Source organism: Sphingomonas phyllosphaerae 5.2 (genome assembly GCF_000419605.1).
Taxonomy (GTDB): Bacteria; Pseudomonadota; Alphaproteobacteria; order Sphingomonadales; family Sphingomonadaceae; genus Sphingomonas; species Sphingomonas phyllosphaerae_B.
The window spans coordinates 77,266-90,443 of sequence record NZ_ATTI01000002.1 but is presented as its reverse complement, the minus strand read 5'-3'; the positions used below and the strand labels follow the sequence as shown (position 1 = coordinate 90,443).

Here is a 13,178-nt window from a genome sequence, read left to right as displayed (position 1 = left end):
CTTGATGAAGACGGCCAGTATGCGTCTGACCGTGTCGCTCCGTAAGGGGGCGGACCATCCCACAACTGCTGCTGCGCTCGACCTCGTTGCCGGGGGTTGGTCTGTGACCAAGGCAGCCGACGCGCTCGGCATTACCCGCCAGCATCTGTCCCCGATGCGCAACAGACCGCCTCCGCGACCGTGTGGACGGCCGCCGCTGCCGGACGCGGAACTGGTCGCCGACATCCGGTTGCTCGTCGCCGATCTGCCGACCTACGGCTATCGTCGCGTGCATGCCTTGCTGCGCCGGCAGGCCGAAAAGACCGGGCGCGCAGCGCCCAATCCAAAGCGCGTCTACCGCGTCATGAAGGTGCATGGGCTGCTGCTCCGGCGAGATGGCGAACATCACGAGGAACGGCGTCACGACGGCCGCATCGCCGTCGACCAGCGCAACACGCGTTGGTGCTCCGACGGGCTGGAGATCGCATGCGACAATGGCGAGAAGGTCCGCGTCGCCTTCGCGCTCGACTGCTGCGACCGGGAAGCGATGGGGCATGTGGCAACGGCGGGCGGCATCACCGCCGAAGACGTGCAGGACCTGATGGTCGCCACCGTCGAGCACCGCTACGGACCCGTGAACCGCCTACCCAAACCCATCGAGTGGCTGACCGACAACGGCAGCTGCTACACCGCCCGTGACACCCGCACCTTCGCCCGCGATATCGGCCTGCTGCCGCGCACCACTCCGGTCAGCAGCCCGCAGTCGAACGGCATGGCCGAGGCGTTCGCCCGAACCCTCAAACGCGACTATGTCCGCGTGAACCCCAGGCCGGACGCTCAGACGGTCATCAAGCAACTGCCAGGATGGCTGGCGCACTACAATGAGGTGCATCCGCATCGCGCCTTGGGCTATCGTTCACCCCGCGATTACATCGCACAAACCCGCGAGGCCCCGTCACGCCTTTAGGGGGCAACAACAGGCATGTGGCGGTTGCAATCGTAGGCCCAAACTACAAAGATGGCCATTTACGTCGCGCTTATCTCACCAAAATGGAAGGCATAGACTGGAACAGCGTTGGCGACATCGTGGCTATGGCAGCGTTATCCAACGCACAGATGGACACTGCTTACCCGGCGAACACAACGATCCTGTCGTTGTTCGACGATCGCACCGCCGGGCGGCCGGCAGCCACGCGCCTGACCGATTTTTGACAAAGCACTAGGCAAAGCGCTCTGCGCGGTCGGCCACGAGCTGACACCCGACATGCAGCGGCAGGGAATCATCAAGCGCGTCGAGCGCGCCGCAGTCGACTAGAGTCGGATGACATCAAGCTGACCCATATCCTGAGTTGACGAGGTAGTTGCGGCATTCTGCGGGGGAGAAGGCATCGAGAAGCGTGCCGACGCGTCTCCATGTCGCCTCGTGGGATCGCTCGGCGGCCTTGCGCATGAGGTGCTTGAGCTTGGCGAAGACCTGCTCGATCGGGTTCAGGTCCGGGCTGTAGGGCGGCAGGAACAGCAGCCTGGCACCGACCGCACGGATAGCGTTGCGGATGGCGGGTTTCTTGTGGCTGGAGAGGTTGTCCATGATGACGACGTCGCCGGGCGACAGCGTCGGCACGAGGCACTGCTCGATATAGTCGGTGAAGCTTTGCGCGTTGACCGGCTGGTCCAGCACGCACGGCGCGTCGATCCGGTCGCAGCGCAGCGCCGCCAGGAACGTCATCGTGCGCCAGTGGCCGTAGGGCACCTTGGCATGGAGCCGCTGGCCGACCGGTGCCCAACCGCGCAAGGGGGCCATGTTCGTCTTCACCCACGTCTCATCGATGAAGACGAGACGCGCCGGATCAAGCCGACCCTGGTATTTCTTCCACTGCGCGCGACGCCGGGCAATTGCGGGACGGAGTTGTTCGGCGGGCAGCACGCTTTTTTTTGAAGCTCAGCCCCTCGACATGGGCGAACCGCCAGACCTGAACATAGTCGACCTTCACGTCGCGGCCCGCCAACTCCGCTACCAGTCCACGCAAGGTGAAGTCGCGGGTCATCCGCTCCAGCAGCCAGTCACGTGTCGCGCCGGACAGGATGTTGGATCGGCGACCACCCATCCGGCTCGGCGCGGCGCTGCCCGTATCGCGAAAGCGCCGCACCCATTTGATCGCCGAACTCGGCGCCACCCCGAAGCGTGAAGCAGCCGCGTGGCACGACATGCCATCGGCGATTACCGCCCTGACCACCCGTTCCCGCAGGTCCATCGAATACGGCTTTGACATGCTGGCTGGCCTCCTTCGCCAGCCAGCACAGTGAATCAGATCGCCAGCCCAATGGGAATCCTCAGCGATTCAGATCCACGTCATCACGCTCTAAGGGCGCGTTCCGCACCGTATCATCAACGCCTTAGCGCAGCTTCGCGATCGCCAGCCCGTCTTCCTTGGCGCGGTCCTTCACCGATTCCTCGCTGCGCGTCAGCGCCTTGGCGATCGCTTTCAGCGCCATGCCCTTCTTGGCCAGCTGGTGCAGCTTCTGGATTTCATCGGGGCGCCAGGGCTGGCGGTGTCTCTCGAAGCGCTCGGTCATGACCGCCATGTAGGGCGCGCGGCGCGCGGCGCCAACGCCGGCGTGCCGCGCGCCGTGCCGATCAGACCGCCTGCGCCACACGCACCGTTGCGCGCCGCCGCATCGCATAGCCGACGGTGCCGAAGCCGAGCAGCATCAGCGCCCAGCTGGCGGGCTCGGGCACCGCGCCGGGCTGTACGGATGGCGACGTCTCGACGCGGGTGATCGTCAGCGGCGTGCCGGGAGACAGCGCGGTCGACGCGCCGAACAGCCCGGTGATCCCATCGTCGGTGATGCCCGATACCGCGCCCGACAGGCCGTCGATGCCATTCGCATAATAATAGTTGCGCGGGGCCACCGCGGTGCCGAGCAGCGCGTCCGAGAAGAAGAAGTCGTTCGCGCTGCCGTCAAGCGAGGCGGTCGCGCCGCCGGCGACGAACTGCGCGAGATCGCGGTCGAACCGCCCCGCGAACAGCGCGCCGTTGCCGGCGAAGGCGGTGCCGTCGAGAAAGACCGAGACGTTGCGCAGGTTCGTGATGACGTTCCCCGCCACATCACCGTCGAACGTCCCCGTCGCGACCACCGGCGCCCCGCTGCCGGTCGCTGCGTCGCGCCCGATGCCGAACGTCTCGGTGAACGCGAAGGTCGCGGCGTGTGCCGGCCCCGGCGCGGCAGTCACGGCCAGCATCGCGCATATCAACGTCTTCATCGGATCCCCCTTGATGTCGCGGCGCCCATAACGGTGCGGGGCGGGGGCGGCGTAGGTCGGTGACCTACATCGTCGCGGCAGGGGGCGCCGCGGCCTCACGCGCGGCTGGCCGCGCGGCGGCAAGCCAGCGCCGCGCCTCGTCGACGTCGAGGAAGGTGCGGCAGTTCGCGCCCTTCAGGTAACGTTCGGTCTGGAGCTTGGCCAGGTTGCTGGCGGCGACTGCGGCGATCGGCAGCGTGGTGACCTTCAGCGCGCGCGGCATCATCGCGGCGAGCGCGTCGACGACCTGCGTCGGCTGGATCGCGGCGCGGCGCAGATCGGCGAGCACCACGAACGGTCCATGCCGCAGCCGCGCCGCGGTGCCGCGCGCCAGCAGCTCGGTGGTGAAGGCGGCGGTGACCCCCGCGGTCCAGAAGCCCTCGGTCACGATGGTCAGCGTCCGCGTCGCGGCGTCATGGTCGATCGTGTACAGGGCAGGCAGCCTTTTCCGGTTGGTTTCCGTACATTTAGCCGCGAGTTGTCGCCGAAGCATTAAGCACGCCCGGGCAGGGGAGGGGGAACGATCGGGCGGCGCAGCGCAGCACGCCCGGCACCCCACGGCAGCCGCGATGCCGTGACGAGGCGCGACCCGTGACGTTCAACGGCTGCGCCCGTCCGCCGTGCCGGTTGCCGGCGACCGCCCGCGATTGCCGGCCCGCGAGGCGCCGCGCTATGATGATGCGTCATGACGGAGCTATCGCGATGAGTGCGCAGCGGCGGCGAGCCGGCGGTCCGTTCGCAACGTGGCGGCTGGCGCTTTGGGGCGGAATGGCCATTCTGCTGGCCTGCCCGCTTCTCGCTATGCGGTTCACCGACGAAGTGCGCTGGGAGCGGAGCGACTTCGCTGCCGGCGCGGTGCTGTTGACGGCGCTCGGCATCGCGGTGGAGCTCGCTCACCGGCTGATCCGGCATCGGCGAGCGCGCATGATCGCGATCGCCGTTTCGGTGGCGACAATCACGCTGATCTGGGCCGACGCCGCGGTGGGCGTATTCTAGGCTGGCTCGCGCCGGCGCGGTTCGGCCTGTCGCCCGGCCACGAGATCACGATCACCACGGCGGAGCGCCGCTCCGCCGCAGTAATGCCGGACCCGTGCTGCGACCTACAGCGGCCGCACGGTGTTCCGGCCGGCGTGCTTTGCCGAATACAGCAGCTCATCCGCCGCCTTGAGCCAGTCCGCGAACGCGCTCACGTCCTCCGTGATGCTGGCCACCCCCAGGCTTGCGGTGACGGGTATGGAAAGTGCGGGCGACACGACCAGCGGCGATGTCGCGATCGCGTGGCGGATGCGCTCCGCGGCGATCCTGGCGTCCTCCGCTCCGGTCTCGGTCAGCAGGATGCCGAACTCCTCCCCGCCCAGCCGGCCCAGGACGTCGCTGGGCCTGATCGTCGCCTTGATGATCTCGGCCACGTGCCTGAGCACGTCGTCACCGACGCCGTGGCCATGGCTATCGTTGATCGACTTGAAATGGTCGAGATCCAGCATGATCAGCGAGCTGGGACGATCGTAGCGCCCGGAACGGTTGATCTCGCGTTCGGCCTGCTCGGCGAAGCCGCGCCGCGTCAACGCGCCCGTAAGATGGTCACTTTGCGCGATCAGTCGCAGCTGGAGCTCGTCGCAGACGATGTTTGCGAAGTTCGACAGGATGCCGATATCCGCCGGGCTGAACCGCCGTGGCCGCGTGTCCATGGCGCAGAGCGAGCCGACATTGTACCCCTCGGGGGTGCGCAACGGCACGCCCGCATAGCTCCGGATATACGGCGGGCCGACGACCAGCGGACTTCCCGCGAAACGCGGATCGGCCGCGGCGTCCTCGACGATCAACGGCTCGCGTTGCTGGATCGTATGCGTGCAGAAGGAGACGGAGCGCGGCGTCTCGGTCGCCTCGAGGCCGTGCCTGGCCTTGAACCATTGCCGATCCCGGTCGACCAGCGACACGGTGGCGATCGGCACGGCCAGCACCGTCCTCACCAGGGTGACGATCTTTTCGAAGGGCTGTTCGACCGGGGAATCCAGCACGTTCAGCCGGTGCAGGGCGGCAAGCCGGCCCTCGTCGTCCAGAAGCAGCTGATCAACCACGCGCATCGGCCCTGAGCATCTGCTGGACGGCGCGGGTCAGTTCGTCGGCGTAGCTGTCCACCAGGCTGCGGATGCTCGCTTCCACCACCGCCTCGTCGATGCCGGCCGCGCGCAGGCTCGCGACCAGCGTGGCGAGGTTGGTCTGGTGCCGCCGCACGCTTTCCAGCAGGTCGTCGGGGATTTCGAGCGGAGCTGCATTCGTCGGCGTCGGCTCCAGTTCGTCAATACGCAATCGATCTCTCCACCGCCATTCCTGCCGGCGTGTATACCGGCCATGGCTTTTCCGGGGGTTAACCGATGTTTGTGATATCGCCAGCGATGCGCCGCTCGCCACGGGCCGGAATTCGCCAGGGGGTGCCGTTGTCGCGATCGTATGCGGTCCGGTCGACTGGTAAGCCCCGCCGGCCCGCACGCCAGCGCCCGATCGTCGTGGCGGACGAGGCGCATGTGGCCGGGCGCTGCCGCCCGTACCCGGTCGTCTCAGGCCGCGGACCGCGCTGGCCATTCCTCGGCCAGCAGGCCGTAGATCAATGAATCGCGCACGCCGATATGGGTCTGCCACTCGGCGCGAAGCCGGCCCTCGAGCGTGAAGCCGAGCGCCGTCAGCAGCGCGATCGACGCCCGGTTGTCCGGATCGACGTCGGCGAAGATCCGTCGGTCCCCGTGCGCCAGAAGATGGTCGATCAACAGTGAAACGGCTTCGCGGCCATAGCCTTGCCCATGTGCGTCGCGGGCGAGCAGATAACCGATCTCCGAGACGCCGTCCCTTTTCCGCCCCGCCGACACGAAACCGATCGCCTGCTGCGCGCCGTGCCGGACGATCGCCCACGATTGCCACCCCGATCCCGCGCGCGGAGAGAAATAGTCGCGTAATTCCGGGATGCTGCCGAACGGGGCGCACGACCACCACCGCATCGCCCGGCGATCCGCCATGGTCGTGAACAGCGCCTCGGCATCGGCTTCCTGCCGCGGCCGCAAGCTCAGGCGGGCTGAAGTGTCGATCATCGTCGTAGCGCCCTGCCTGCGGACCCGCGCCGCTTTGCGTGGCCGCACATCCTAGCGCAGCGGCGCGGCGTCGCAATCGCGGACCGCTGCGGCACCCGCGCCGTCACGCCAGCATGAACGTCCCCGCCAGCCCCTCCGCCTCCGCGGACGGCGCCACCCACAGGCGGAAGGCGCCGGGTTCGACGGTCGGCCGCAAGTCGCGACCCGTGAAGGACAAATCGGCGCGGGTGAGCGTGAAGCGCACCTCCTGCCGCTCGCCGGGCGCGAGCGTGACGCGGGTGAACGCCTTCAGGACGCGCACCGGCTGCGTCACGCTGGCGGCGACGTCGTGGACGTACAGCTGCACCACCTCGGTCGCCGCGACCGCGCCGTTGTTGGCGATGGTGGCGCGGATCGTGAGCGGCGCGTCGCCGAGCGTCCGGCTACTGAGCGAAAGGTCGGAATAGGCGATCTTTCCGTACGTCAGACCGTGCCCGAATGCGAACAATGCGCTGTTCGGAAGTTCGCGGAAGTGCGTCTTGTAGGGTTGCAGCGCACCGGGCGGGTTGGGGCGGCCGGTGCTGCGGTGCGCGTAATAATAAGGCACCTGCCCGGTCGCGCGCGGGAAGGACACCGGCAGCCGCGCCGACGGCGACACCGCGCCGAACAGCACGTCGGCGATCGCCGGGCCGTCCTGCGAACCGAGGAACCACGTGACCAGGAGCGCGGGCGCATCCCGCACCGCGCCCGCCAGCGCGAGCGCACGGCCGGTGCGCAACAGCACCACCACGGGCTTGCCGGTCGCGGCGATCGCCTCGGCCAGCGCCTGCTGCGCAGGCGGCACGACCACGGCGGAGCGCGACTGCGCCTCGCCCGACATGTCCTGCGTCTCGCCGATCGCGAGCACGACGACATCGGCCGCGCGCGCCGCCGCGACCGCCGCGCCCACGTCGCTGCCATCGTCGACGGTGACATCGGGGACGATCGCGCGGACCGCCGTCGCCAGATCCACCGCCTCGCGATCGGTGCCATAGACGTTCCACGGCCCGATCAGGTCGTGCCCCCCGCCGGCGAACGGTCCGATCAGCGCGATCCTGCGGCCGGTGCGGGGCAGGGGGAGCAGCCCGCCGTCGTTGCGGAGCATCACGATGCTGCGCGCGCCGGCCTCGCGTGCGAGCGCCAGCATCTCCGGCGTGCGGATCCGCGCCTTCTCGCGCGCGGGGTCGATGCGCCGGAACGGATCGTCGAACAGCCCGAGCGCGACCTTGAGCGCGAGCACGCGGCGCACCGCCTCGTCCAGCCGCGCCATCGGCACCTCGCCCTTGGCGACGAGGTCGGGCAGGTGCTGCAGGTAGAAGCCGCTCTGCATCGACATGTCGACACCGGCGAGGAAGGCGAGCTTCGTCGCGTCGCGCGCATCCGTGGCCAGCCCGTGCGCGATCAGTTCCTCGTCGCCGGTGTAATCGGAGACGACCAGCCCGCCGAACCCCCATTCGCGGCGCAGGATCGTATCGAGCAGCCACGGATTGGCGGTCGCCGGCACGCCGGACAGGTCGTTGAACGACGCCATCACGGTCGGCGCGCCGGCCGCGAACGCCGCCTGGAACGGCGGGAAATAGATGTCGCGCAACGTCCGTTCCGACACGTCGACGCTATTGTAGTCGAGCCCGGCCTCGCCGGCGCCATAAGCGACGAAATGCTTGGCGCAGGCGGCGACCGCATCCGGCGCGGACAGCCCGTCGCCCTGGAAGCCGCGCACGCGCGCCGCCGCCATCATGCGCCCGAGCAACACGTCCTCGCCCGCGCCCTCCACGCCGCGCCCCCAGCGCGCGTCGCGCGCGATGTCGACCATCGGCGCGAAGGTCCAGTCGATGCCGGATGCCGACGCCTCGATCGCGGCGGCGCGCGCGGTGCGCCGCGCCAGCTCGGGATCGAAGCTGGCCGCCTCGGCAAGCGGGACCGGGAAGACGGTGCGCAGGCCGTGGATGACATCGGCCGCGAACAGCAGCGGAATCTTCAGCCGCGAGCGGCGCATCGCCTCCGTCTGCATCCGCCGCGCCATGCCCGCGCCATTGCCGTTGAACACGCCGGTCAGCTCGCCGCGGCGGACCATGCGCAATTGCGCGTCGAAGCTGGCCGTGCCGCCCGCCGGATTGAGCGACACCGCCGCGCCGCCCGCCCAGGCGGCGGCGAGCAGGTTGAGCTGCCCGGCCTTTTCGGTGACGGTCATCCGCGCGAGCAACGCCTCTACCGCCGGCGGGAGCGGGCGCGCGCCGGCCGCAGCGAGCAGCGCGCGCGCCGGGCTGGCCGACCACGCGAGCGTCGCGCCCGCGCCCGCCAGCATCGCGCGGCGTGAGATGCGTTGCCCCGCGTGGCGATCGTGTCCGTTCATCCTGCTCCCTTTCCGCTTCCGTATCGTCCGCCGCGGCCGACTACGCCGTCACCCCGGATGTGATCCGGGGCGAGCGGCGGCCGGGAAGGGATGTTCCAGGACACATCCCCGACCGCCGTCCCTTCGTCATTGCTTTGCTGCGCTCGCAATGACGAGGCCAAGCCCCGCAATGACGGGGAGTTAGCCCCGATTGATTATCACTCGACGCTCATGTAAGCGGTTTCTGTAAGCGGTTACAAGCCTCGGACTTGGCCCGCGTCTCGGAGAGGATGTCCCGCCGGCCATGCCGTTCGCGCGTACCGTTCATGCCACGATCCACGACGTCGCGCGCGATGCCGGCGTGTCCGTGGCGTCGGTGTCGCGGGTGCTGAACCGGCACGACAACGTCCGCCCGGAGATGCGCGCGCGCGTCGAGGAAGCGGCGGCGCGGCTCGGCTATGTCCCGCATGCCGGCGCCCGCAGCCTCAGCCTGGCGCGGACCGGCGCGATCGGGGTGGTGCTGCCCGACCTGCATGGCGAGTTCTTCTCCGAATTGCTGCGCGGCATGGACCGCGAGGCGAGCGCGCGCGGGCTGGGGCTGTTGCTGACGATGCTCCACGACGGGCGTGGGCTGGACACGCTGGCGAACCTGCGCGGGCAGGTCGACGGGCTGGTGGTGATGGCGCCGCACCTGCGCGCCGACGTGCTGGCGCAGCACATGCCGCGCGGGCTGGCGGCGCTGTTCCTGAATTGCGCGCCGGATGACGCGGCGGCGACGCTGCGCATCGACAATCGCACCGGTGCGGCGGCGATGGTCGCGCATCTGGTCGAACGCGGCGCGCGGCGGATCGTGCATGTGTCCGGCCCGGCCGGCAACGTCGACGCCGACGAGCGTCGCGCCGGCGCCGAGCAGGCGGCGGCCGCGGCGGGCGTCGCGCTGCACGTGGAGGGCGGCGACTTCCGCGAGCGCAGCGGCGCCATCGTCGCGGAGTGCGTCGCGGCCGGCACGCTGGAGGCGGATGCGATCTTCGCGGCGAACGACATGATGGCGATCGGCGCGCTGATGGCGCTGCGCCGCGCCGGCGTCGACGTGCCGGGGCAGGTGCTGGTCGCCGGGTTCGACGACATCCCGCTGGCGCGGCTGGTCAGCCCGGCGCTGACGACGATGCGCATCGACATCGCCGCGCTGGGCGCGCGCGCGGTCGCGCGGCTCGCCGCGAGGATCGCGGGCACGCGCGCGGCGTTTGTTCAGGAAGGTTCCGGCGAACAGGATTCCGACGACGGAACCGGCACGGAGGAGGTCGTCCCGCACCTGGTGGCGCGGGCGACGACAACGACAGAAACGATATGGGGAAACGATCGATGAAGAACAGGACCTTGCGGCTGGCACTGGCCGGCGCCACGATGCTGGCCGGCACCGCGATCGCGGCGACCTGGGCCGCCCCCGCCGCGGCGCAGGCCGGGCAGGCGGCGTTGCGCGGCGTGATCCGCAGCACGCCCGACAATCCGGTGCAGGAGATCGCGCTGGTCGAGGTCGGCAGCGGCTTCCGCCGCACCGTCGCGCCGGGCGCGGACGGCAGCTACAATTTCCCGTCGCTGCGCGCGGGCGCGTACCGGCTGGAGATCCGCCTGCAGAAGGGCACGCGCAATTCCGACCAGTTCACGTTGCGCGTCGGCCAGAACGCCGGGCTCGACCTCGACCTGACCACCGCGCCGGCGCCCGCGCAGCCGGCCCCGGCCGACAACACCGCCGGCGAGACCGCCCCCCCGCCCGCCGAAGCGCAGGAAGGCGATATCATCGTCACCGGCAGCCGCATCCGTTCGCTGTCGGGCGGGCAGGTCGGCATCAACATCACGCCGCGGTTGATCGAGCAGCTGCCGCAGAACAGCCGCAACTTCCTCGCCTTCGCCGATCTCGCACCGGGCGTGCGCTTCATCGAGAGCGCCGACGGCAGCTCGCGCATCCAGGGCGGCGCGCAAGGATCGAACTCGGTCAACGTGTTCATCGACGGCGTCAGCCAGAAGGATTACGTGCTGCGCGGCGGACTGACCGGGCAGGACAGCTCGCCCGGCAACCCGTTCCCGCAGCTCGCGATCGGCGAGTATCAGGTGCTGTCGTCGAACTACAAGGCGGAGCTCGACCAGGTCGGCTCGGTCGCGATCATCGCGGGCACCAAGTCGGGCACCAACGAATTCCACGGCGAAGGTTTCTTCGACTATACCGACCAGAGCCTGCGCGAGCGCCGCCCGACCGAGATCTTCCCGAACAGGATCGCCAAGGTCGCGTCGGAGGACAAGCAGTTCGGCGTCGCGCTGGGCGGGCCGATCGTGAAGGACGTCGCGCACTTCTTCGCCAGCTACGAGGGCAAGCGCCGGCAGGTGCCGATCGACATCCTGCCGGGCAACGGCATCGCGGTCGACAGCCTGCCCGCGCAATATCGCGACATCTTCGGGTCGTATAATTCGGACTTCACGCAGGACCTGTATTTCGGCAAGATCGACGTCGAGCCGACCGACAAGGACCTGTTCGAGCTGACGGCCAAGTACCGCAACGAAAGCGGCCGGCAGATCGGCAACGGCATCGCCGCCGTCTCCACCGCGACGCTGACCAAGGTCGAGGAAAAGCGCGGGATGCTGCGCTGGCAGCACAGCGAGGAGAAGTGGATCAACGACCTGCGCGTGTCCTACGAGGACGTGGCCTGGTCGCCGCAGCCCGCCACCAACGGCATCGGCCAGCAGTTCCGCACGACGACGCGGATCGGCGGCAGCGTGTCGAGCTTCGACCTGTTCCGCACCGGCGCCGGGCTCGGCTTCCAGGACAAGGGCCAGAAGGGCTGGACCGTCCAGGACGACTTCACCTGGACCGGGTTCGAGAACCACACGATCAAGGTCGGCGCGAAGGCGAAGTGGGTGCGGCTCAACTCGCTGGAGCAGAACCTGATCAACCCGCTGTATCGCTACGATACGACGCTGCCGGTCGCCGACGGGTTCAACGACGAGATCCCGTACAGCCTGGAATTCGGCGCGCAGGGCGGGCTGGATCCGCGCATCCGTTCGAACAACTTCCAGCTCGGCCTGTATGCGCAGGACGATTGGGACGTGACCGACCGGCTGACGCTGAACCTGGGGCTGCGCTGGGATTACGAGCGCACGCCGGCGTTCCTGAACTACGTGACGTCGGCGGTGGACATCAACGCGGTGTCGCCCGCGAACTACCCGAACCTCGTCGGCGCCGATTACGACATCAACGACTATATCTCGAACGGCAACAACCGGAAGGCGTTCAAGGGCGCGTGGCAGCCGCGGCTCGGCTTCACCTATCGCCTCGACGAGGCCGGGCGGTTCACGGTGTTCGGCGGCTATGGCCGCTCGTACGACCGCAACCAGTTCGACTTCCTCCAGCAGGAACTGGCCAACGGGCGCTTCCAGCGGCGGCAGTTCCTGTTCCAGGGCGCGGACACGGTCAATCCGTGCACGCCCAGCGCGACCTGCATCCCGTGGAACGACGTCTACCTCACCGAAGCGGGCCGCCAGCAGCTGGTCGGCACCGGCAGCGCGCCGGGCGGGCGCGAGTTCCGCTTCATCAACAACGACCTGAAGGTGCCGTATTCGGACCAGTTCAGCCTCGGCGTGCGCGGGCGGTTCAACCCGGTCGAGCTGGAGGTCGGCTATACCCGGATCGTCAGCAAGGACGGCTTCGTCTACCTGCTCGGCACGCGTCGCCCCGACGGATCGTTCTTTGCGCCGTCGCCGACCACCGGTGCGCCGCAGGGACCGGACACCAGCTTCGCGCCGGCCGGTTTCGGTGCGATCATCATCGGCGACAACGGGCTGGAGACGCGCGCGGACTCGGCCTATGCCAAGCTGACCAAGGCGTATTCGGCGGCGTCGCCGTGGAGCATCGACGCCACCTACACCTTCACCGCGGCGGAGGATAACCGGCCGGGCAACGACCAGGCGGGCTACTTCCTGCTCGATTTCCCGAAGGTGTCGGATTACCCGTTCCTGCGCTCGGGCGTGGTGCCGCGCCACCGCTTCGTGGTGGCGGGCAGCACCGACACGCCGCTGGGCATCACGCTGTCGGCGAAGTTCCAGATCGAGAGCCCGACCTTCCAGCGCGCGTTGCTCGACACGGCGGAGCCGTTCCAGCGCACGATCGTGGGGTCCGAGGTGTTCGGGCTCGGCGATCGCTGGGGGCGCCGCCAGCTCGACCTGGCGTTCACGAAGTACGTGCCGCTGAAGTTCATCGGCGACGAGACGCGGATCCGCTTCCGCGTCGACATCATCAACGCGATGAACGACCGCAACTACGTCGACTATAACAACAACCCCAACGACAACACGCGTCCGGCGGATTCGCCCAGCGTGTACCGCGAGCAATCGACCAACAGCATCGGCGGCAACCCGCCGCGCACCGTGAAGCTGTCGGCGGGGTTCAACTTCTGATGAGGGTCAACCGTCACCC

At 68.9% G+C, this 13,178-nt stretch carries 12 protein-coding genes and 1 pseudogene; 5 read left to right on the top strand and 8 right to left on the bottom strand.

Annotated features, from left to right (window positions below; translation table 11 throughout):
- Positions 1 to 64 precede the first annotated feature (64 nt).
- Positions 65 to 946 (top strand): annotated as a pseudogene (locus tag SPHPHY_RS0118560) (IS3 family transposase); the annotation flags it as partial.
- A gap of 17 nt (positions 947 to 963) precedes the next feature.
- Positions 964 to 1,191 (top strand): hypothetical protein, encoded by a 228-nt coding sequence (locus tag SPHPHY_RS22135; protein ID WP_156025199.1) that lies wholly within the window; start codon positions 964 to 966, stop codon positions 1,189 to 1,191.
- A gap of 115 nt (positions 1,192 to 1,306) precedes the next feature.
- On the opposite strand, the gene SPHPHY_RS21610 is transcribed toward SPHPHY_RS22135, so the two are convergent.
- The 4 genes from SPHPHY_RS21610 to SPHPHY_RS0118525 all read right to left on the bottom strand — a co-directional run bounded on the left by SPHPHY_RS21610 (position 1,307) and on the right by SPHPHY_RS0118525 (position 3,668).
- Positions 1,307 to 2,249, bottom strand: a protein-coding gene (locus SPHPHY_RS21610; protein ID WP_419554977.1) for an IS630 family transposase whose coding sequence is annotated in 2 segments (ribosomal slippage) — positions 1,307 to 1,904 and positions 1,903 to 2,249 — 945 coding nt in all. Because the reading frame shifts where the segments join, the coding sequence is not laid out codon by codon here.
- 124 nt (positions 2,250 to 2,373) lie between these two features.
- The gene (locus tag SPHPHY_RS0118535) at positions 2,374 to 2,553 is read right to left on the bottom strand and encodes a hypothetical protein (RefSeq protein WP_028057139.1); all 180 of its coding nucleotides are present in this window, start codon (positions 2,551 to 2,553) and stop codon (positions 2,374 to 2,376) included.
- 61 nt (positions 2,554 to 2,614) lie between these two features.
- Complete coding sequence (locus SPHPHY_RS21115) at positions 2,615 to 3,241, bottom strand: PEPxxWA-CTERM sorting domain-containing protein (RefSeq protein ID WP_022688173.1); 627 nt, start codon at positions 3,239 to 3,241, stop codon at positions 2,615 to 2,617.
- 64 nt (positions 3,242 to 3,305) lie between these two features.
- On the bottom strand, positions 3,306 to 3,668 hold the full coding sequence (locus SPHPHY_RS0118525) for a hypothetical protein (protein ID WP_156025197.1): 363 nt from the start codon (positions 3,666 to 3,668) through the stop codon (positions 3,306 to 3,308).
- A 380-nt stretch (positions 3,669 to 4,048) separates the two neighbouring features.
- On the opposite strand from SPHPHY_RS0118525, the gene SPHPHY_RS0118520 reads away from it, so the two are divergent.
- Positions 4,049 to 4,276: a hypothetical protein gene (locus SPHPHY_RS0118520; protein WP_231370507.1), complete on the top strand. Its 228-nt coding sequence runs from the start codon at positions 4,049 to 4,051 to the stop codon at positions 4,274 to 4,276.
- A gap of 104 nt (positions 4,277 to 4,380) precedes the next feature.
- Here the strand turns inward: SPHPHY_RS0118520 and SPHPHY_RS0118515 are convergent, their stop codons facing one another.
- The 4 genes from SPHPHY_RS0118515 to SPHPHY_RS0118500 form a co-directional block, all read right to left on the bottom strand.
- Positions 4,381 to 5,358: a sensor domain-containing diguanylate cyclase gene (locus SPHPHY_RS0118515; RefSeq protein ID WP_028057137.1), complete on the bottom strand. Its 978-nt coding sequence runs from the start codon at positions 5,356 to 5,358 to the stop codon at positions 4,381 to 4,383.
- On the bottom strand, positions 5,351 to 5,590 hold the full coding sequence (locus tag SPHPHY_RS0118510; protein ID WP_022688170.1) for a hypothetical protein: 240 nt from the start codon (positions 5,588 to 5,590) through the stop codon (positions 5,351 to 5,353). The genes SPHPHY_RS0118515 and SPHPHY_RS0118510 overlap by 8 nt, the downstream gene beginning before the upstream one ends.
- Before the next feature lie 248 nt (positions 5,591 to 5,838).
- Positions 5,839 to 6,363 (bottom strand): GNAT family N-acetyltransferase, encoded by a 525-nt coding sequence (locus SPHPHY_RS0118505; protein WP_028057136.1) that lies wholly within the window; start codon positions 6,361 to 6,363, stop codon positions 5,839 to 5,841.
- A 103-nt stretch (positions 6,364 to 6,466) separates the two neighbouring features.
- Positions 6,467 to 8,734: a glycoside hydrolase family 3 N-terminal domain-containing protein gene (locus SPHPHY_RS0118500; RefSeq protein ID WP_043131778.1), complete on the bottom strand. Its 2,268-nt coding sequence runs from the start codon at positions 8,732 to 8,734 to the stop codon at positions 6,467 to 6,469.
- Positions 8,735 to 9,017: 283 nt separating this feature from the next.
- Between SPHPHY_RS0118500 and SPHPHY_RS0118495 the strand changes: the two genes are divergently transcribed.
- The gene (locus tag SPHPHY_RS0118495) at positions 9,018 to 10,079 is read left to right on the top strand and encodes a LacI family DNA-binding transcriptional regulator (protein WP_022688167.1); all 1,062 of its coding nucleotides are present in this window, start codon (positions 9,018 to 9,020) and stop codon (positions 10,077 to 10,079) included.
- Positions 10,076 to 13,159, top strand: coding sequence for a TonB-dependent receptor (locus SPHPHY_RS0118490; protein WP_022688166.1), 3,084 nt, complete (start codon positions 10,076 to 10,078; stop codon positions 13,157 to 13,159). Before SPHPHY_RS0118495 ends, SPHPHY_RS0118490 begins: the two co-directional genes overlap by 4 nt.
- The last annotated feature ends 19 nt before the right edge of the window (positions 13,160 to 13,178 follow it).